Raw genomic sequence first — 16694 nt, 5'->3', positions numbered from 1 at the left:
GCCACGCTGAGCAACGGGTGACGGCGCCGCCGATGGCGCTAGATTGCAGGCATGGAGTCCAGCCTGCTGCCCATCGGCATTGTGACCGTCTCGGACCGCGCCACTTCGGGTGTGTACGAAGACCTGTCAGGTCCCGCCATTCGCGAGGTGTTCACGCAATGGCTGGCGACGCCGTGGCGCGCCGAGTATCGCCTGGTGCCCGATGAGCAGCCGCGCATTGAAGCGGCGCTGGTGGAACTGGCTGATGTGCAGCGCTGCCCCATCATCGTGACCACCGGGGGCACCGGCCCCGCGCCGCGCGACGTAACGCCCGAGGCCACGATGGCGGTGTGCGATCGGGTGCTGCCAGGCTTTGGCGAGCAGATGCGCGCGGTGTCGCTGCGTTCGGTGCCCACGGCCATCCTGTCCCGCCAGTTGGCCGGCACACGCGGCTCGTCGCTCATCATCAACCTGCCGGGCAAGCCCGGGGCCATTGCCGAGTGCCTGGGTGCCATCTGGTCGGCCATGCCCTACTGTGTGGAGTTGCTCGGTGGTCCGAGGCTGGCCTTTACCGAGTCGGCGCCGCGCTATCACCGTCCTTCGCCGTAGCGCGGTCAGCGCAACACCGTCCTCGCACCGTGGTCACCACCGTGACACGCCGCCGCCCTGATCTTTCCATTCACCCGCTCGTCTCATGAGTCTTGCTCCCGAGCTGCTCGCGATTCTGGTCTGCCCGCAGTGCAAGGGCAGTCTGTCGCACTTCACGAGCCCCGACGAAGTCCTGGTGTGCCGCAACTGTCGCGTGATGTATCGCGTTGACGACGGCATTCCCGTCATGCTCATCGACGAGGCGCAGCCACTCGACGAGACGCGCTATCCGGAGCCCACGCCGTGACGTCGCGCGCGTGGCAGGACGCCACGCGGGTCGTGCGCGCGGGTTTGCCGAAGGCCACCGCGGGCGCGCCGTACATGCCCGGCCCCGTGTTCGCCGCGCCGTTTCACGCGCCTGGCGATCCTTCGCAGTCGGCGTTCACGTACGGACGCTTCGACAACCCCACGTGGTCGGCCTACGAGCAGGCGCTCGCTGAGCTCGAGGGCGGCCCCTGTGTGCTGTTCCCGAGCGGCATGGCCGCCAGCAGCGCCGTATTGGCCACCCTGCTGACGCCAGGCAGTCTGCTCATCATGCCCGAGGAGTCGTACTACACCACGCGGGTGCTGGCCACGCAGGAATTCGCCGGCGGGTGGGTGGCCGCGCAGGGCGTGCAGGTGGTGCAGGCTCCCACCAGCGGCACGGCGCTTGTGGATGCCGTGCGCGCGCACAGCGGTCGTGTGAAACTGGTGTGGCTGGAGACACCAACCAACCCCGGGCTCGACGTGTGCGATATTGCGGCGCTGGCCGATGCGGCGCACGCGGCGGGTGCCCTTCTGGTGGTGGACAACACCACGGCCACCCCGCTGCTGCAGCAGCCGCTGGCGCTCGGTGCCGACGTGTGCGTGGTCAGCGACACGAAGGCCATGACCGGTCATGCCGACATCGTGCTGGGGCATGTGGCGGTGCGCGATGTGTCGCTGGTGGAATCCATTCGCACCTGGCGCACGCGACTGGGCGTCATTCCCGGACCCATGGAAGCCTGGCTCGCCCACCGTTCGCTGGGCACGCTGCATGTGCGACTCATGCGGCAGTGCGCCACGGCGCAGCGTGTAGCGGAGCTGTTGGCCTCGCAGCCTGGTGTCACGGGCGTGCGTTATCCGGGATTGCCGAGCGATCCCTCGCACGCGGTGGCCAAGCGGCAGATGTCGGGCTTTGGCGGCGTGATCAGCTTCACGCTGCCGAGTGCGGCCGCGGTGGAACGTTTCTTTGCGGCGTCGACGCTGGTGTATGAAGCCACAAGTTTTGGCGGACTGCACACCAGTGCTGAACGACGCGCGCGGTGGGGCGGTGATGTGGTACCCGAGGGGTTTGTGCGCCTCAGCATAGGCCTCGAAGATGCGGACGACCTGCTGCAGGACATCGGCGCCGCGTTGACGTCGGCCCTGTCGACGGCCGCAGCATGAGCAACGCAACGAGCTCGGGCAGCACGCCCAACCCCGAAGCACCGCGCACCGCGGCCCTGCTGTCGCTGTTGATCACGGTGCTCGTGGGTGCGGGGGCGTGGTGGTGGTTCAGCCGTGCCGCCGATGCTGGCGTGGAACGCCTGGCGCGTATCGACAAACTGCGCACGCTGTGTACGGGCTACTACGCGCAGGCGCGTGATCGGCAGGACAGCATGCGCGTGGATCGTCTGCCCCTGCCGGACACCGTCGATGCCGGCTCCAAGACCGCCATCGATCGCTGCGGCGACCTGCGTGGACCGGAAACACCAACCAGTCTCCCCAACCCGCGCGAGATGGGCGAAGAGATTCCGCGGGGATTGCGCTGATGACTGCGTGGACGCTGTGGAGCCGTCGCGCATGAGTGTGGAAACGCGCGCGTGGCTCTGGCTGCTGGTAGCCGGTGTGCTCGAGGTGGTGTGGGCCATCGGCCTCAAGCAGAGCAACGGCTTTCGCAAGCCCGATGTGGCGGCATTTACGGTGGTGGCCATGATTGCCAGCTTCTACGGACTCGCGCAGGCGCTCAAGGTGTTGCCCGTGGGTACGGGCTATGCCGTATGGACCGGGATTGGCGCCGTGGGCACGGCCATCGTGGGGGTGCTGTACTTCGGTGAATCGCGTGATCTGGGCCGCGTGCTGAGCATCCTGCTCATCGTGTGCGGCATCGTGGGACTCAAGCTGGCGTCGCGGGCCTGATGGCGTCGGGGTTGCCGACGGCCACGGCAGGGAGTGTGTCGGCCTTACGCGTGTCGGGCGTACGGCGCTCGGCGCGCGTCCTGTGTGCGGAGCGAATGAACTCCCGGTACCACTCGGCACTGCGCTTGAGGGTGCGCTGCTGCGTCTTGTAGTTCACGTGCACGATGCCGAAGCGCGGACGATAGCCGCTGGCCCACTCGAAGTTGTCGTACAGGCTCCACGCGTGATAACTGCGGACGTTGGCGCCAGCCGACAGGGCATCGACCACGGCGGCCAGATGTGCACGATGATAGGCAATGCGTGACTCGTCGTGCACCACGCCGTCCTCGCCCGGTGCATCGGCAAAGGCACAGCCGCTTTCACATACATGCAGCGGCAGACCGGGGTACTGAATGGACAACCCCGTCAGTACGTCGTGCAGGGCCCGGGGCCAGATCTCCCAGCCCATCTCGGTGCGTTCACCTTCGCTGCGACCAAACGCTGAAAGCACCGGCGTGACCGAATCCTGCGTGACCGTGAAGTCCGCGTGTCCACCGGTGCCGCGGGTATCCGCCCGCAGGCCGAAGAACAGCAGCGGCAGGTTGTCGGGCAGGTGTTCACCGGCACTGATGATGAGCCGGTAGTAACAATTGATGCCGATGAAGTCGAGCGGGGTGTGCACCGCCTCCATGTCACCGGGCTGGATGTCGAGCGCTCGCGCGGGAATGTTGTCGAGGAACGCCTGCGGGTAGGCGCCGCGCATGAGCGGATCGACAAAAATGCGATTGAACAGCGCGTCGCCATAGCGCGCGGCTTCGATGTCCACCGGTGACGGCGTGGCCGGTTCGACCGGCGCCATGGCAAACACTGATCCTACGGCCACATCGGGGTTCACGGCCTTCACCGCCCGATAGCCCAGCGCGTGCGCGCGCACCACGGTGTGCACGGAACGCAGAAAGCTGCGCAGGTTGCGACGACCCGGCGCATAACGGCCAAGCAGATAGCCGCGCGAGGTGAAAATGTATGGCTCGTTGAACAGCGACCACTCGGACACGCGATCACTGAGCCGCGAGGTGACCAGGGCTGCGTACTCCGCAAAGCGCTCGGCGGTGTCACGTGCGGCCCAGCCCCCCGCATCTTCGAGTGCCTGTGGCAAATCCCAGTGATAAAGCGTGGGAAACGGACGCAGTCCGCGCTGCAGGAGACGATCGACGAGGCGGTCGTAGAAATCGAGTCCGGCCGCGTTTACCGGCCCACTGCCGGTAGGCTGGACGCGCGGCCACGCAATCGAGAAGCGATAGCTGTCGACGCCGAGCGATGAGATGAGTTCGACGTCCGACTCCCATCGGCGATAGTGATCGCAGGCCACGGCCGCCGTCTCGCCACGTTCGATGGCGTTTGGTCGCGCGGCGAACGTCTCCCAGATGGACGGGCCGCGTCCATCGGCCTCGAGAGAACCTTCAATCTGGTAGGCTGAAGTGGCCACCCCGAATCGGAAGTCGGTGGGGAAGCGCGCCGCGAGTCCTGCGTTCGAATCAGTCACCTTTCGTCATATGCCGAGATGGCGGTGAGGTTCCCATGGAGCGAGAGGCGAATGCTCCGATGGCCAGCACCGTCAGGTTGAGCGCGAGTGCGAAGAGGCCCGGATTGATATCGTACACGAAGGAAGGCACGCTTGGCCACCACTGTGCGACGCGCGTAGCCGTGTCGAGCGCAGGCCACAGCGACGCAGCCACGCAGAGTTCGCCAACCACAATGCCCGCGATGATGAACGAAACCCGAAGACGCCCCGGCGCCCAGAGCGCCACGGCCAGCGCCGGTGCCAGCTGCGCCACCATGGCGTAGGCCAGCAGCAGAATGGGCACGAGGGCGGCGTTGGACTGACGCGACCACCACCAGGCCACAAGCGCCACCGCCGGCACCAACCAGCGGGCCAATCGCAGATCGGCCGAAGCGCGGTCGCCATCCGCGCGCGACAGTGGCGCGTGCCGGAGTTGCGCCAGAATCGTGGCCATGGTCATGAGGATGATGGCCGCCGGCACAAGCGCCGTAAGCAGACCGGCCGTGCCCACCAGCAGCATCATGGGTGGTCCGAACAGGCTGCGTGTGCTGCGCAGCAGCGCCAAATCAATGTCGGCACCCGTGAGGCCTGGCACCACGTCACGGGCGGCAAAGCCCACGAAGAACACGAACAGCATGACCAGCTGATACAGCGGCATGGTGATGGCTGTGCGCTCGAAACCGCGCGGGTCACGTGCGGCGAACAGCGAGGCAAAGGTGTGCGGCCAGAGATAGAAACCCACCACCGACACTGTTACCGTGCTCACGAACCACGTGGGAGAGAATCCGCGGGCCGGCAGCACAAAGAATTCAGGGTCGCGCGCAATCTGTGCGTCAAACATGGGGCCAATGCCGCCATACACCGACTGCGGAATGAGCAGACCCAGTGCCACCACGGCCACGAGCACCAGCACATCCTTGGCCAGCGCGGCGTAGGCCGAGGTCTTCATGCCGCCCAGCACGACCCAGCCCACCACGATGATGGCGCCAATGCTGACGGCCAAGTCCTGCGAGATGGCGCCATAGGCACTTTCGTGCACGAGAATGCTGAGTCCGCGGAACTGCAGCACGAGATAGGGCAACAGCGACAACACACCCACGAGGGCCACAAAGCGGCCAAGCAGCGGACTGGCGAAGGCCCGTGCAAAGAACTCCGGCTGCGTGAGCACACGATCGCGGCGGCCACGTGTCCAGATGGCCGGCAACAGCCAGTACGACATCAGGTACGCGAGTGCACCATAGCCAAGGATGTAGAACGTGGGTGCCCCGCGTCCGTAGGCCCAGCCACTCGCGCCCAGCAAGGTGAAGGTGGTGTAGATCTCGCCCGCGAGCAGCACGAACACCAGCACGGAGCCGAAGCTGCGCCCGCCAAGTGCCCATCGCTCGAGTGGTGAGGGAGTGGCTGCAGCATGGCCGCTTTCTTGTGCAGGGTCCGCGGTTGGCGGCTCGCTGCTGCGCGGCATGACCGAGAGCACCGCCGACGTGGCAAGCAGCGCCACGAGCATCCAGGTCAGCAGCGCCGGAAGGCCAAGCAGGGTGCGGCCCGGGGTGTTGGCCAGCCATGGGGCTGCCGCCACGATGAGCACCGGCAGGGCGGCCAGCCATTGCCGCCCGCCGGGTGTTGTCCGGCGGTTCACGCGCTCATGGCCAGCGGACGTGTGGGTGGCGCACTCTGCGGTGCGCCCAGCAAGTCGAGTGTGGCGGCCTCGAGATAGCGCAGGCCGATGTCGAGCGACGCTTCGTCGAGGTCGAAACGCGGATGATGATGCGGATGCGTGATGCCGCGCGCGTCATTGCGTGCGCCCACAAAGGCAAAGACACCCGGTGCGCGCTGCTGATAGGCCGAGAAGTCTTCGCCGCCCATCGTGGGGCGCAGTGGCACCAGGGTGTCGGCGCCAAAGGTGCGCTCCACGACCTGGGCCAGCCGTTCCGTGAGCGCGACATCGTTGACCACGGGGCGATAGCCGGGCTCGTAGCTCCACTGGTACGTGGCGCCAAAGGCCTCGGTGATACCCCGCACGATGCGCTCCATCTGCTGTGGCACGGTACGCCGCAGCTCGGCATCGAACGTCCGAATGGTGCCTGCCAGATAGGCGCTGTTGGGAATGACGTTGAACGTGGTGCCGGCCACGAACTGCGTGATGGACACCACCACCGGATCGAGCGGATCGACGCCGCGTGACACCACCTGCTGCAGTGCCGTCACCACCTGCGCACCAATGGCAATCGGGTCGATGGTCTGATGCGGCGCGGCCGCGTGACCGCCCGCGCCGACAATGGTGCACGAAAAGGTGTCGGGCGCGGCCATGGCCGGTCCGCCGATGAGACCGATCTTGCCCACCGGCACCGGCGACCAGAGATGCAGGCCAATGACATGGTCGACCCCATCCATGACGCCACGCTGCACGAGTTCTTCGGCACCGCCCGGCGACAGCTCTTCAGCGTGCTGGAAGATGAAGCGCACGCGGCCGGCAAGTTCGGTCTGTCGCGCCGCCAGTCGCGTGGCGAGGCCCAGCACAATGGCGGTGTGCCCGTCATGGCCGCAGGCGTGCATGGCGCCCGGCACCGTGGAGCGATACTCGACGTCGTTTTCCTCGTGAATGGGCAGGGCATCGATGTCGGCGCGCACGGCCACCGTGGGGCCCGGTTTCGCCCCGTCGAGCTGGGCCACGACACTGGTGGCCGTGGGGCGCGTGATGGCCAGACCCGGGATGCGCTCGAGGGTGTCGGCGATGAACTGGGCCGTGCCATGCTCCTGAAAGGCCACCTCGGGGTGGCGGTGCAGGTGGCGGCGCCAGGCGATGACGCGGGAGCTGATGTCGTCCATGGGGGGCGGTTCGGCGGGTTGACGCGGTGATGTAACCGGCGCCGTCATCAGAGCGTAGGTTTCTGTATGCCCATTGCGCAAGCTACCCAGTCTCCCGCCGCTCCGCCGGCCGCCGCGCCGGCGCCAGCGGCTCCTCAGGCTCCTGTGGCCCCTGGCGCCCCGGTTGGGTTGCGTGTGGGCGACGCCACCATTCCCATCGATGCGTCGCGGCTCACGTCGGCAGATCTCGAAGGACTGCGCGCCCGGGGCTCGGAACTTTCGACGCAGATCAACAGCGCCATTCGTCGACGCGATGACCTGTTGCGCAAGATGGACCGCGCGGATGCCTCGGCCCGCGAAGGCATGCAGCCGCAGCTCGCGGTGCTGAACTCTCGCATTGCGGAGCTGGAGCAGGCCATTGCGCTCAATGGTGAGCTGCGCGCGGCAGCGGCGCTCAACGGCACCACACAGGAAGCGGCGGTGCGATACGGGCCGTTCTCGTCCGGTCAGTTGACGGCCATTTCCATTGTGGGCACGGTGACGGTGCTGATGCCGCTGGCATTGGCCTTGTCGCGACTGCTGCTGGCCCGGGCGAGGAATCCCAAGCCGGCGCCGGTGGTGCTGGAGAGTGCCGCGCGACTGGAGCGGATGGAGCAGGCGATTGATGCGGTGGCGGAGGAAGTTGAGCGGATCAGCGAGGGGCAGCGCTATGTCACGCAGTTGATGGCGTCGCGGGAGCGAGTTGAGATTGGAAGAGGTGAGACCTCGTAAGGTGGTCGGGGTCAGGCCGGCAAGTCATCGATACTGCGATCGGCCAGCAGTGTGACGTTCGGCAGGATCTGACTCGTTGGCGCCTTCTTCACGACCACGCCCGTGAGGCGCTCGTAGTTCAACCTGAATAGCGCAATGGCGTTGGGCACATCGTGCTCACTGCGCAGGCGCACGCTGATCCATCCCGAATGCGGCAGGGTATGATGGGCCATGGCGCGGCCGGCGGCCACGAGATCGCGGCGCAAGCGCACGGGCACGAGCAGGTCGGCCACACCGCCCACATGCACATGACCGATCTCGCGTCCACCCACGCGGAACTCCACACCGCCGAAGCGATGCGGTGTGACTTCCACCCCGTCCCACTGCCGAACGACGCCGGCAATGACTGCGCCGAAATCGATGGTGCCCATGTTGGCTCCTCAAACCCGGGTGTGCTACGTCGCGTGCGACTTCGCAGCTCCACGAGCTTGCACCCGAACCGGCGGGTCGGCAAGTTCGGGCGTGGAGAACCGTTACATATCCTGCACATCATCCGTGCTGGCAATCCAATGTGACGGCAGCGGCGTATGTCTCAGGTATGACGCTGACGTTCACGCAACCGCATCCGTTGTTTCCCTCGACGTTCGGGAACCTGACTGCCAGCTCAGGGGATTCGCCATGGCACATGACTGCTGATCCCCACACTCCGGCCGATCTGCCCACACACCACGATGTCGAGCTGCTCGCCGCCATGGCGCGCGGTGATCGTGGCGCGGCAGGGCCCTTCTACGACCGACACGCCGCGCTGGTGTACGGCCTGGCGCTGCGCATCACCGGACAGCGTGCCGACGCCGACGATGTGGTGTGCGATGTCTTCGCGCAGGTCTGGCGTGACGCGGCACGCTTCGATGGCACACGCGGATCGGTGGTGGCCTGGCTGACCACCATCACCCGTACGCGCGCACTGGACCATCTGCGGTCCAGGAAGCGCCGTGACGTGGCCGAAGAGCGCGCGGCCTCGCACAGCGACGAACCCGTGGCCATGGGCTCCGCTCCGGCTGAACCCACGGCGCTGCTCGAAGCCAACGAGCGCGCCTCGGCGGTGCAGGCCGCGCTGGTGACCTTGCCGCCGCCACAACGCCAAGCCATTGAACTGGCCTTTTACCAGGGCCTCACGCATCACGAGGTGGCCGCGACGCTGCAGGAACCCCTCGGTACCATCAAGACCCGCATTCGACTCGGTCTGCTCAAGCTGCGCGAGCGACTTGCCGGCCACGCCCCAGAGGCCGTCTCATGACGCATCCATCTCTCGACGCACTGCGTGACCTGGCGCCGGGGTATCTCCTGCAGGCGCTCACCGATGTAGAGCGCGCGCAATTCGAACGCGCCCTGCGCGATCCCGCGCTCGCCCCTGAACTCGAAGCGGAGCTCGCCGCCCATCGCGAAACCTTTGCCATGCTGGCCGAGGGGCATGCCACCCCTGCGCCGCCAGCGCTGCGTGAGCGCGTGTTGGCGCGAATCGAGGCGGAGGGCAAGGTGGAGGCAAGGGCGGAGGCCAAGGCGTCGGCTGCGACCTCGCAGCGCGCCGCACCATCGGCCACTACGCCGGTCGCACCGGCGGTACGCGCACCCAACACCGGTCCACGCATTCGCTGGGTACCGGCGCTCCTTGCCACCGCACTGGCTGCCAGTGCGGTGTTTGCCGTGAACCTGCGTGAACAGGTGCAAGAGCTCGAGTTGCAGCTCAGCACACAGGCTCTGGCGCTCGACTCCACACGCCAGCGTCTCGCGCAGCGCGAGTCTACCCTGCAGACGCTGACCGACGGCGGCAACGATCTCGTGCTGGTGCGCCTCACACCCAACACACAGGCGGGTCCTGCGCTGCAGGTGTATTGGAATCCGCGCAGCGGCAAGGCGGTCATTCATGCCTCGGGGCTCGCGCCCATTGCTGAAGATCGCGCCTACTGCCTGTGGATGATTCGCGACGGCAAGCCGGTGCCGCTCACGCTGTTCCGGCCCGGCAGTGACGGGTCGCAGTTGCTGCATGACATCACCGTGGCCACGGGAACAGCGGGTGTTGCGGCCTTTGCCGTCACGGAGGAAGCCGCGACCGGCTCACCCGTGCCCACCATGACCCCCTTCCTCGTGGGTGAAGTGAAGACCGAGTAACTCTGAGCACGTGGGAGTGACGACATCGGGCCGCACGCCACTGTATCGTCTCGCGATGCATCCGGCGCTTGCGGCCCGGCGTACATGCAGCGACGCCGGACGCAACACCTCAGGCTTGACCTGACGCGCACCGGCGCAATGCACGAACCAACTCACTCACACGATCGCCGAGGGTCTCATCATGTCGCGCTCACTCACCACAATTGCCGCGTTCTCCTGCTCGCTGCTGCTCGCCGGTACCGCGTCGGCCCAGTCCAAGCAGTCCATGAACCCCATGGTCGGCGGTCAGGCCATGTATGCCTCCAAGGACATTGTTGACAATGCCGTACACTCGGCCGACCACACCACGCTCGTGGCGGCCGTCAAGGCCGCGGGTCTGGTGGAGACGCTCAAGGGCAAGGGACCGTTCACCGTGTTCGCGCCCACCAACGCGGCCTTCGCGCAGCTGCCCGCCGGCACGGTGGACAACCTGCTCAAGCCCGAGAACAAGGGCACGCTCACGAGTGTGCTGACCTATCACGTCGTGCCGGGTCGTCTCGACGCCGAGGCGCTCATGGCCGCGGTCAAGCAGGGCAACGGCACGGCCACGCTCAAGACGGCCAGCGGTGGCACGCTGTCGGTCATGATGAACGGCCCGCGCAACCTGGTGGTGAAGGATGCCAAGGGACAGGTGGCCAACATCAGCGTGTACGACGTGTACCAGTCGAACGGCGTGATCCTGGTCATCGACAAGGTGTTGCTGCCGTAAGCGCGCACGCGGTGCCACATTTGGGGCATGCGCCCCGCTGGCACCCCTGACGCTGTGCTTTCACACCCCCCGCGTACGACCGGAGCGCCGTCCCCCTGGCGCGCTGCGGTGGTGCACGGGGGGTTGTGGTTGCTCATCGGGGTGGCGGTCTGGGGCCAGGGGTCGGCGCAGGAACCGCAATCGTCCGAGCGCGTGCTCAATGCCGTGCGCTGGGTGCTGGTGGGCATGCTCTGTTCCGCGCCCATGGTCTGGGCATTGCGCCGTGTGGCGCCCTGGCGCGCACCCAGTGCGTTGCGCGCCGGCTGGTTGCCGCTCACGCTGCCCATTCAGGTTGTCGCCGTGGCGCTGGCAGCCACGCTGCCGTGGATGTTCGGCTATCTGTGGTGGACCAACGGCTCCCTCGCTGCGCTGGCCGCTGAGTCGGTGTCCATGGTGGGACGCATGTTTGTGGTGCATGTGTTCATCATGCTGCTCTGGGCCGCGGGCGTTACGCTGGTGCTTGCGGCGCGTGACGTGGAGCAGGCCCGCGCACTGCAGGCGGCGTCGCAGCACCGCCTGCTCGTGGCGCAGGTCAATCCGCACTTCCTCTTCAACGCACTCAACTCGGTGCGTGCGCTGGTAAGCGAAGACCCCGAACGCGCTCGTGACATGATCACGCAGCTCGCCGAGTATCTGCGTGGATCGCTGTCGCTCGAACCGGTGCACCGGGTGCGACTGGGTGACGAGCTGGCGCTGCACGAAGCCTACTTCGCGGTGGAGAAGCTGCGTTTCGAGGAACGACTGCACGTTTCTGTAGACGCCTCGCCACAGGCGCGTGAGGCTGCCGTGCCGCCGCTGCTGCTGGCCCCGCTGGTGGAGAACGCGGTCACGCATGGGCGCGGCACGCCGCTGGTGGTCACCTTGCGCGCCGCGGTGGACAACGAACAGCTCGTGCTCACGGTGGAGAACAGCGGAACCTGGGCTCCAGACGCGGCCACCAGCGGCATGGGACTGCGCAACGTCACCGAACGTCTCGCGCTGGCCTACGGCACGGCGGCTTCACTGCAAACTGAATCAGACCACGCGGCCGTGCGTGTGCGTCTCACGCTGCCCTACGCCCGGCTGGGCACATGAGCGCGGCACACTGGAAGGCCCTGCTGGTAGACGACGAGCGGCTCGCGCGCGTGGAGTTGCGGCGCATGCTGCAGGCGCATCCCGAGGTGCAGGTGGTGGGCGAAGCCAGCACGCTCGCTGAAGCGGCTGAGCTGGTGCAGCGCGAGACAATCGATGTGGTGTTCCTCGACTTGCAGCTGCACCAGGAGCAGGGGCTGACGCTCGCGCCGCTCTTGCCGCCGCAGGTGCGTGTGGTGTGTGTCACGGCGCATGACCGCTATGCGGTGGATGCGTTTGGGGTACGCGCGCTCGACTATCTGCTCAAGCCGGTGTCGGCTGCGCGCCTGGCGGACACGATCGCGCGACTGGGGCCGGCGCCGGTTGCCGGCGCAGCAGAAGGGCAGACACACGATGAGTCGGGCGAAGCCACGGGCCCCGGCCGACCCCTTGGCATTCACGATCGACTGTTTCTGCGACTCGATGGCAGCATGGGATTTCTGCCCGTGGCACAGATGCGCTGTGTGGAGGCCGATGGTGACTGCACGATCGTATCACTGACCGACGGACGCCGGGTGGTCGTGCGCAAGACGCTGGCCGAATGGATGGCGCGACTGCCGTCGCCGCCCTTTCAGCAGATTCATCGCTCCACGGTCGTCAACATGGAGATGGTGGAGCGCATTGCCGAGCACATGCCGCGCAGCTACCAGGTGTGGCTGAGAGGGCAGCGGGAGCCGGTGGTGATGAGTCGGAGATTTGCGCAGAAGCTCAAAGAGGAACTGCGGTAAGAAAAACTGCAGTCGGCCATCCACTGCTGTGGGCTTTGGGCTCTGAGCTGTGGGTGTGAGTGGTGCATGGTGCGGCACCACTCACACTCACAACCCACGGTAGACTGCGTAGAGGGCGAAGGCCCTTACGCGAGTCTTGGCCTTACACCGGGAACAGCATTTCGCGGTAGCGCGGCAGCGGCCAGTGTTCGTCGCCGATGCTCATCTCCAGCGCGTCCGAGGCCTCACGCACTTCGGCCATGATCTCGGCGCCCGTGCTCGTGATGTACTGCGCCTGGGCGGCCGCGTCGTCGTGCATGTGCTCGGCCTTGGCAATCACCTTGGCCAGCTCGGCACGCTTCTTCTGCAGCGTGGCCACGAGCTTGCTGGTCGCGTTGGCCGCGTCGACGATGGGCTGCATGTTGATGCCTGCCGCCGCACCCTGACCCGCCGTGCCGGCCAGCGAGCCGATGTAGCCGTAGGCCGCCGGCAGCACCTGCGTGTCCACCATCTGCTGCAGCGTGTGCAGCTCGATGAGCATGTCCTTGATGTAGCGCTCGAGGCGCACATGGTAGCGGCTCTCGAGCTCCACGTCGGTGAGAATGCCCGTGTCCTTGAAGAGGCTCTTGGCGCCCTTCGTGGTGAGCTGCTCCAGCGCTTCCGGCGTCCGGCGCAGGTTGAGCAGGCCGCGCTGCTTGGCCTCCACCACCCACTCGTCGGAGTAGTTGTTGCCCTCGAAGCGCACCGGCGTGCTCTCCTTGAAGGCCTTCTTGGCCACCTTGAGCACCGCGTCATCCACGCTCTTGGCGCTCGCGATTTCCTTCTTCAGTTCGGCCGTGATCTCGCCGATGGCCTCGGCCACTGCCGCCTGCAGCAGCATGACGGGGAAGGCGATGTTCTGCGACGAACCCACGGCGCGGAACTCGAACTTGGCGCCCGTGAACGCAAACGGCGACGTGCGGTTGCGGTCGGTGTTGTCCTGCTCGACCTCGGGCAGCTTGGCCACACCCAGCTTGAGCATGGCCTGCTCGGCGCTGGACGCCGACGTCTTGCCGGCGGCGATGTCTTCGACGACCTGCGTGAGACCCTTGCCAAGGAAGGCCGAGATGATGGCCGGCGGCGCTTCGTTGGCGCCGAGGCGATGTTCGTTGCCCGTGACCGCGATGCCCGCGCGCAGCAGACCGGCGTGCTTGTGCACACCCTTCAGCACGGCCGCCAGGAACAGCAGGAAGCGCAGGTTCTGATGCGGCGTCTTGCCGGGCTTGAGCAGGTTCGTGCCGTCGAGCGCGTTGTCGGCCACGATGGCCATGGACCAGTTGCAGTGCTTGCCCGAGCCGTTGATGCCGGCGAAGGGCTTCTCATGAATGAGCGCCTGCAGGCCATGGCGCAGCGCGACCTTGCGCAGGATGGCCATGACGAGGTGGTTGTGGTCCACCGCCACTTCGGAGTCTTCGAAGATGGGCGCCATTTCGAACTGCGACGGCGCCACTTCGTTGTGCCGCGTGCAGATGGGCACACCGAGCTTGTAGAGCTCCTGCTCGACTTCGGCAATGCAGGCCTGCACTCGCTCGGGGATGCCACCGAAGTAGTGGTCTTCGAGCTGCTGACCGCGTGGCGGCGGCGCGCCCACGAGGCTGCGTCCGGCCATGACGAGGTCGGGGCGCAGCGCGAAGTGGCCGCGATCGATGAGGAAGAACTCCTGCTCCACACCCAGCGTGGTGATGACGCGCAGCACGCCCGTGTCACCGATAAGCGAGAGCAGCTCGGTGGCGCGCGCCGACAGCACGTCGCAGCTGCGGAGCAGCGGCGTCATCTCGTCGAGTGCTTCACCGTTGTAGCCGATGAACACCGACGGAATGCAGAGATACTTGACGCCGCCCGTCTCGCTGATGAACACCGGCGAGGCCGGGTTCCATGCGGTGTAGCCACGCGCTTCCCAGGTGGCGCGCAGGCCGCCCGAGGGGAACGACGAGGCATCGGGCTCCGACTGAATGAGCTGCTCACCCGTGAACGTCTCGATGGGCAGGCCGGCTTCGTCGAAGTTGAGGAAGGCGTCGTGCTTTTCGGCCGTGAGGCCCGTCTGCGGCTGGAACCAGTGCGTGAAGTGCGTCACGCCACGCGAAATGGCCCACTCCTTGATGACCTGCGCAACGACCGGCGCGATGTCGGAGTCGAGCTTTTTGCCGAGGCGGATGGAGGCCGCGAGCTTCTTGTAGACGTCCTTCGGTAGCTTGGCGCGCATCTGGCGCAGGCCGAAGGTGTTCATGCCGAACCAGGCGCTGGTGGGGCTCTGGACGCCGTTCTCCTCAGGGCGTGAGGTGAGGCGCGGAGCCCGGTTCGTGATTTCCCGCATGACCGCCATGCGGGAGGAGTTGTTGGTGGCCATGGAGGGGGCGTGGTGTAGGTACTGGTCTGCCAAAGCGGACCCGGATTCGTGCGTCGATGACAAAAATATCGGAGCAAAAGTCGCGAAAACCAAGACCTTGTGCTCGAAACGATGGTGTTCGACTGCAAAAACTGCACAAAAGCGCGGCCGGCGTGCACAATGCAAACAATAAACCGAAAGTATGCCGAAAATTATCCCACAGTAGGAACAGGAAATGCCGGCTAACCCGGTCCTCCGCGCAGCATGCGACGCGCCATGCGGTGGAACTCCGCATCCATGACACGCGCGTCGGGCCGCTCGGGTCGGTCGGCCCACCAGCGCAACATCTCCATGAATGCCGCCGACAGCATGCGCGCGGCCAGCGCGGGTGGCATGGCCGCCTTTACACCAAAGACGTCAAACCGCCGCTGCATCTGCTCCGCGAGTACATCACCCATGTAGTCGAGCACCTGCTCCAGCTTCCCGCCCGCTGCCAACGCGTCGCGCACCCGACCTGCCGAGTCGATGTGCGTGAGCAGTTCGGCGGCGGCAATCAGCCGCGCCGGTTGTTCCTGCGCCAGGCCGTGTTCAAGCGAGGCCAGCATGCCTTCGAGGCTGGCCAGCAGCGCGTCGTCCTTGTTGCGATAGCGCGCGTAGAACGTGCCGCGTGAGACCCCGGCACGCGCCACGATCTGTTGCACGGTGACCTCGTCAAATGCGCCCTCGAACAGCAGGTCATGCATGGCCTGTCGCAGCGCACGCTCGGAGCGCTCGACGCGCGGGTCGGGTTCACCGTCCGAATCCGCTTGTTGAACAGTCGACGGGTTGATGTTCATCATCCTGCGCAGGTGACATAACGGGGGCGCATCATGCGGGCGAGTTCACTCCCCTTCAATCCACCTGCCATGTCGACATCCCGCAACTCCGCGTCCTCGCGTACGCCATTACGCACGCCCGCCTTCGCTCTCACACTCGCTGGTTCATTGGTGGTGCTGCTCGTCATGTGGCTGCACCCCACCGGAGCCGAGTCCATTGCCGACGCCAATGCGCACGGAGCGGGCGCGGGTGCCGTGTTGTGGCGAGGACGCCTTGTGCACGGCGCCGCCATTGGCGCGGTGCCCCTGTTGCTGGTGGGCATGGGGGCGCTGAGCTGGCGACTGCGTGCGCGCCCCTGGTTGAGTGGCGGAGCCTTTGCCTGCTTTGGGCTGGCTGCCGTGTGTGTCATGGCGGCGGCCATCATGAGCGGGCTGGTGGCGCCGGCCATATTGAGTGACCTGGCCGACGCCCGGGATGTGGTGCAGGACGCCGCGCGGCGCGACGTGGCCATGCAGCAACTGCACTATACGGGCCGACTCAATCAGGCCTTTGCCACCGTGTATGTGGCCCTGACGGCGGTAGCCATGACCCTGTGGGGTCTGGCCATGCGTGGGCAAGCGGGCTTTGCCGCCGTTGTTTGGTGGACAGCGCCACTGGCCGGTCTCGTGCCCTGGCTGCTGGTGATGGTGGGGCACCTGCATCTCGACGTCACCGGCTTTGGTGTGGTCGTTGCCTGTCACACGGCATGGATGACCGTGGCAGCGTGGAATCTCTCGCGCGGTGAAGACCATGGCGGAGATCGTGACGGAGACCGTGACGGAGACCGTGACGCAGACGGTCACGACACGGCGCGACCATCAGCCTGATGTGCTAAGTTGG

At 66.4% G+C, this 16694-nt stretch carries 18 protein-coding genes; 12 read left to right on the top strand and 6 right to left on the bottom strand.

What is annotated here, in order from left to right:
- Nucleotides 1–51 precede the first annotated feature (51 nt).
- From mog to B2747_RS05755, 5 genes are all read left to right on the top strand, one after another.
- The gene (mog, locus tag B2747_RS05775) at nucleotides 52–588 is read left to right on the top strand and encodes a molybdopterin adenylyltransferase (protein WP_291157763.1); all 537 of its coding nucleotides are present in this window, start codon (nucleotides 52–54) and stop codon (nucleotides 586–588) included.
- Nucleotides 589–673: 85 nt separating this feature from the next.
- Nucleotides 674–874 carry a Trm112 family protein gene (locus B2747_RS05770; protein WP_291157760.1) on the top strand — a complete coding sequence of 67 codons (201 nt, stop codon included), beginning with the start codon at nucleotides 674–676 and terminating at the stop codon, nucleotides 872–874.
- Entirely contained in the window at nucleotides 871–2034 is a 1164-nt protein-coding gene (locus tag B2747_RS05765) for a cystathionine gamma-lyase (protein ID WP_291157758.1), read from the top strand. Before B2747_RS05770 ends, B2747_RS05765 begins: the two co-directional genes overlap by 4 nt.
- Entirely contained in the window at nucleotides 2031–2399 is a 369-nt protein-coding gene (locus tag B2747_RS05760; protein WP_291157755.1) for a hypothetical protein, read from the top strand. Before B2747_RS05765 ends, B2747_RS05760 begins: the two co-directional genes overlap by 4 nt.
- Nucleotides 2400–2430: 31 nt before the next feature.
- A complete protein-coding gene (locus tag B2747_RS05755; protein ID WP_343125870.1) occupies nucleotides 2431–2766 on the top strand; it encodes a multidrug efflux SMR transporter in 336 nt (111 codons plus the stop codon).
- Here the strand turns inward: B2747_RS05755 and B2747_RS05750 are convergent.
- The 3 genes from B2747_RS05750 to B2747_RS05740 are packed head-to-tail and all read right to left on the bottom strand — an operon-like array spanning nucleotide 2744 to nucleotide 7132.
- Nucleotides 2744–4288, bottom strand: a complete 1545-nt coding sequence (locus B2747_RS05750; protein WP_291157749.1) for a glycoside hydrolase family 1 protein — start codon at nucleotides 4286–4288, stop codon at nucleotides 2744–2746. The two genes, B2747_RS05755 and B2747_RS05750, sit on opposite strands and share 23 nt — an antisense overlap.
- Complete coding sequence (locus tag B2747_RS05745) at nucleotides 4281–5942, bottom strand: sodium:solute symporter family protein (RefSeq protein WP_291157746.1); 1662 nt, start codon at nucleotides 5940–5942, stop codon at nucleotides 4281–4283. Before B2747_RS05745 ends, B2747_RS05750 begins: the two co-directional genes overlap by 8 nt.
- Nucleotides 5939–7132, bottom strand: coding sequence for an amidohydrolase (locus tag B2747_RS05740; protein ID WP_291157744.1), 1194 nt, complete (start codon nucleotides 7130–7132; stop codon nucleotides 5939–5941). Before B2747_RS05740 ends, B2747_RS05745 begins: the two co-directional genes overlap by 4 nt.
- A 144-nt stretch (nucleotides 7133–7276) precedes the next feature.
- On the opposite strand from B2747_RS05740, the gene B2747_RS05735 reads away from it, so the two are divergent.
- Nucleotides 7277–7882 carry a hypothetical protein gene (locus B2747_RS05735; protein ID WP_291157741.1) on the top strand — a complete coding sequence of 202 codons (606 nt, stop codon included), beginning with the start codon at nucleotides 7277–7279 and terminating at the stop codon, nucleotides 7880–7882.
- Between the two features lie 11 nt (nucleotides 7883–7893).
- Here the strand turns inward: B2747_RS05735 and B2747_RS05730 are convergent, their stop codons facing one another.
- On the bottom strand, nucleotides 7894–8292 hold the full coding sequence (locus B2747_RS05730; RefSeq protein WP_291157738.1) for a luciferase family protein: 399 nt from the start codon (nucleotides 8290–8292) through the stop codon (nucleotides 7894–7896).
- Nucleotides 8293–8546: 254 nt separating this feature from the next.
- On the opposite strand from B2747_RS05730, the gene B2747_RS05725 reads away from it, so the two are divergent.
- From B2747_RS05725 to B2747_RS05705, 5 genes are all read left to right on the top strand, one after another.
- Entirely contained in the window at nucleotides 8547–9158 is a 612-nt protein-coding gene (locus B2747_RS05725; protein ID WP_291157736.1) for a sigma-70 family RNA polymerase sigma factor, read from the top strand.
- A complete protein-coding gene (locus B2747_RS05720) occupies nucleotides 9155–10030 on the top strand; it encodes an anti-sigma factor (RefSeq protein ID WP_291157735.1) in 876 nt (291 codons plus the stop codon). Before B2747_RS05725 ends, B2747_RS05720 begins: the two co-directional genes overlap by 4 nt.
- Nucleotides 10031–10211: 181 nt before the next feature.
- Entirely contained in the window at nucleotides 10212–10778 is a 567-nt protein-coding gene (locus tag B2747_RS05715; protein ID WP_291157732.1) for a fasciclin domain-containing protein, read from the top strand.
- Nucleotides 10779–10805: 27 nt separating this feature from the next.
- Complete coding sequence (locus B2747_RS05710; protein WP_291157729.1) at nucleotides 10806–11891, top strand: sensor histidine kinase; 1086 nt, start codon at nucleotides 10806–10808, stop codon at nucleotides 11889–11891.
- Nucleotides 11888–12655 (top strand): LytR/AlgR family response regulator transcription factor, encoded by a 768-nt coding sequence (locus B2747_RS05705; protein WP_291157726.1) that lies wholly within the window; start codon nucleotides 11888–11890, stop codon nucleotides 12653–12655. The genes B2747_RS05710 and B2747_RS05705 overlap by 4 nt, the downstream gene beginning before the upstream one ends.
- Before the next feature lie 142 nt (nucleotides 12656–12797).
- On the opposite strand, the gene B2747_RS05700 is transcribed toward B2747_RS05705, so the two are convergent.
- Together B2747_RS05700 and B2747_RS05695 are read right to left on the bottom strand one after the other, a co-directional pair.
- Entirely contained in the window at nucleotides 12798–15020 is a 2223-nt protein-coding gene (locus B2747_RS05700; protein ID WP_291157725.1) for a glutamine synthetase III, read from the bottom strand.
- Between the two features lie 221 nt (nucleotides 15021–15241).
- Nucleotides 15242–15838 carry a TetR/AcrR family transcriptional regulator gene (locus tag B2747_RS05695; protein WP_291157722.1) on the bottom strand — a complete coding sequence of 199 codons (597 nt, stop codon included), beginning with the start codon at nucleotides 15836–15838 and terminating at the stop codon, nucleotides 15242–15244.
- Nucleotides 15839–15904: 66 nt separating this feature from the next.
- On the opposite strand from B2747_RS05695, the gene B2747_RS05690 reads away from it, so the two are divergent.
- Nucleotides 15905–16681: a hypothetical protein gene (locus B2747_RS05690; protein ID WP_291157719.1), complete on the top strand. Its 777-nt coding sequence runs from the start codon at nucleotides 15905–15907 to the stop codon at nucleotides 16679–16681.
- Nucleotides 16682–16694: the final 13 nt, after the last annotated feature.

Origin of the sequence: Gemmatimonas sp. UBA7669 (assembly GCF_002483225.1) — a bacterium.
GTDB lineage: Bacteria > Gemmatimonadota > Gemmatimonadetes > Gemmatimonadales > Gemmatimonadaceae > Gemmatimonas.
The sequence above is the reverse complement of the archived record's forward strand: the minus strand, read 5'-3'. Positions and strand labels throughout refer to the sequence as shown.

Excerpts from the sequence above, each read along its gene's own strand:
- B2747_RS05725 (WP_291157736.1), top strand. The coding sequence starts at position 8,547 with ATGACTGCTGATCCCCACACTCCGGCCGATCTGCCCACACACCACGAT.
- B2747_RS05700 (WP_291157725.1), bottom strand. The coding sequence starts at position 15,020 with ATGGCCACCAACAACTCCTCCCGCATGGCGGTCATGCGGGAAATCACG.
- B2747_RS05715 (WP_291157732.1), top strand. The coding sequence starts at position 10,212 with ATGTCGCGCTCACTCACCACAATTGCCGCGTTCTCCTGCTCGCTGCTG.
- B2747_RS05705 (WP_291157726.1), top strand. The coding sequence starts at position 11,888 with ATGAGCGCGGCACACTGGAAGGCCCTGCTGGTAGACGACGAGCGGCTC.
- B2747_RS05770 (WP_291157760.1), top strand. The coding sequence starts at position 674 with ATGAGTCTTGCTCCCGAGCTGCTCGCGATTCTGGTCTGCCCGCAGTGC.
- B2747_RS05740 (WP_291157744.1), bottom strand. The coding sequence starts at position 7,132 with ATGGACGACATCAGCTCCCGCGTCATCGCCTGGCGCCGCCACCTGCAC.
- B2747_RS05730 (WP_291157738.1), bottom strand. The coding sequence starts at position 8,292 with ATGGGCACCATCGATTTCGGCGCAGTCATTGCCGGCGTCGTTCGGCAG.
- B2747_RS05695 (WP_291157722.1), bottom strand. The coding sequence starts at position 15,838 with ATGATGAACATCAACCCGTCGACTGTTCAACAAGCGGATTCGGACGGT.
- B2747_RS05710 (WP_291157729.1), top strand. The coding sequence starts at position 10,806 with ATGCGCCCCGCTGGCACCCCTGACGCTGTGCTTTCACACCCCCCGCGT.
- B2747_RS05755 (WP_343125870.1), top strand. The coding sequence starts at position 2,431 with ATGAGTGTGGAAACGCGCGCGTGGCTCTGGCTGCTGGTAGCCGGTGTG.
- B2747_RS05720 (WP_291157735.1), top strand. The coding sequence starts at position 9,155 with ATGACGCATCCATCTCTCGACGCACTGCGTGACCTGGCGCCGGGGTAT.
- mog (WP_291157763.1), top strand. The coding sequence starts at position 52 with ATGGAGTCCAGCCTGCTGCCCATCGGCATTGTGACCGTCTCGGACCGC.
- B2747_RS05760 (WP_291157755.1), top strand. The coding sequence starts at position 2,031 with ATGAGCAACGCAACGAGCTCGGGCAGCACGCCCAACCCCGAAGCACCG.
- B2747_RS05690 (WP_291157719.1), top strand. The coding sequence starts at position 15,905 with ATGTCGACATCCCGCAACTCCGCGTCCTCGCGTACGCCATTACGCACG.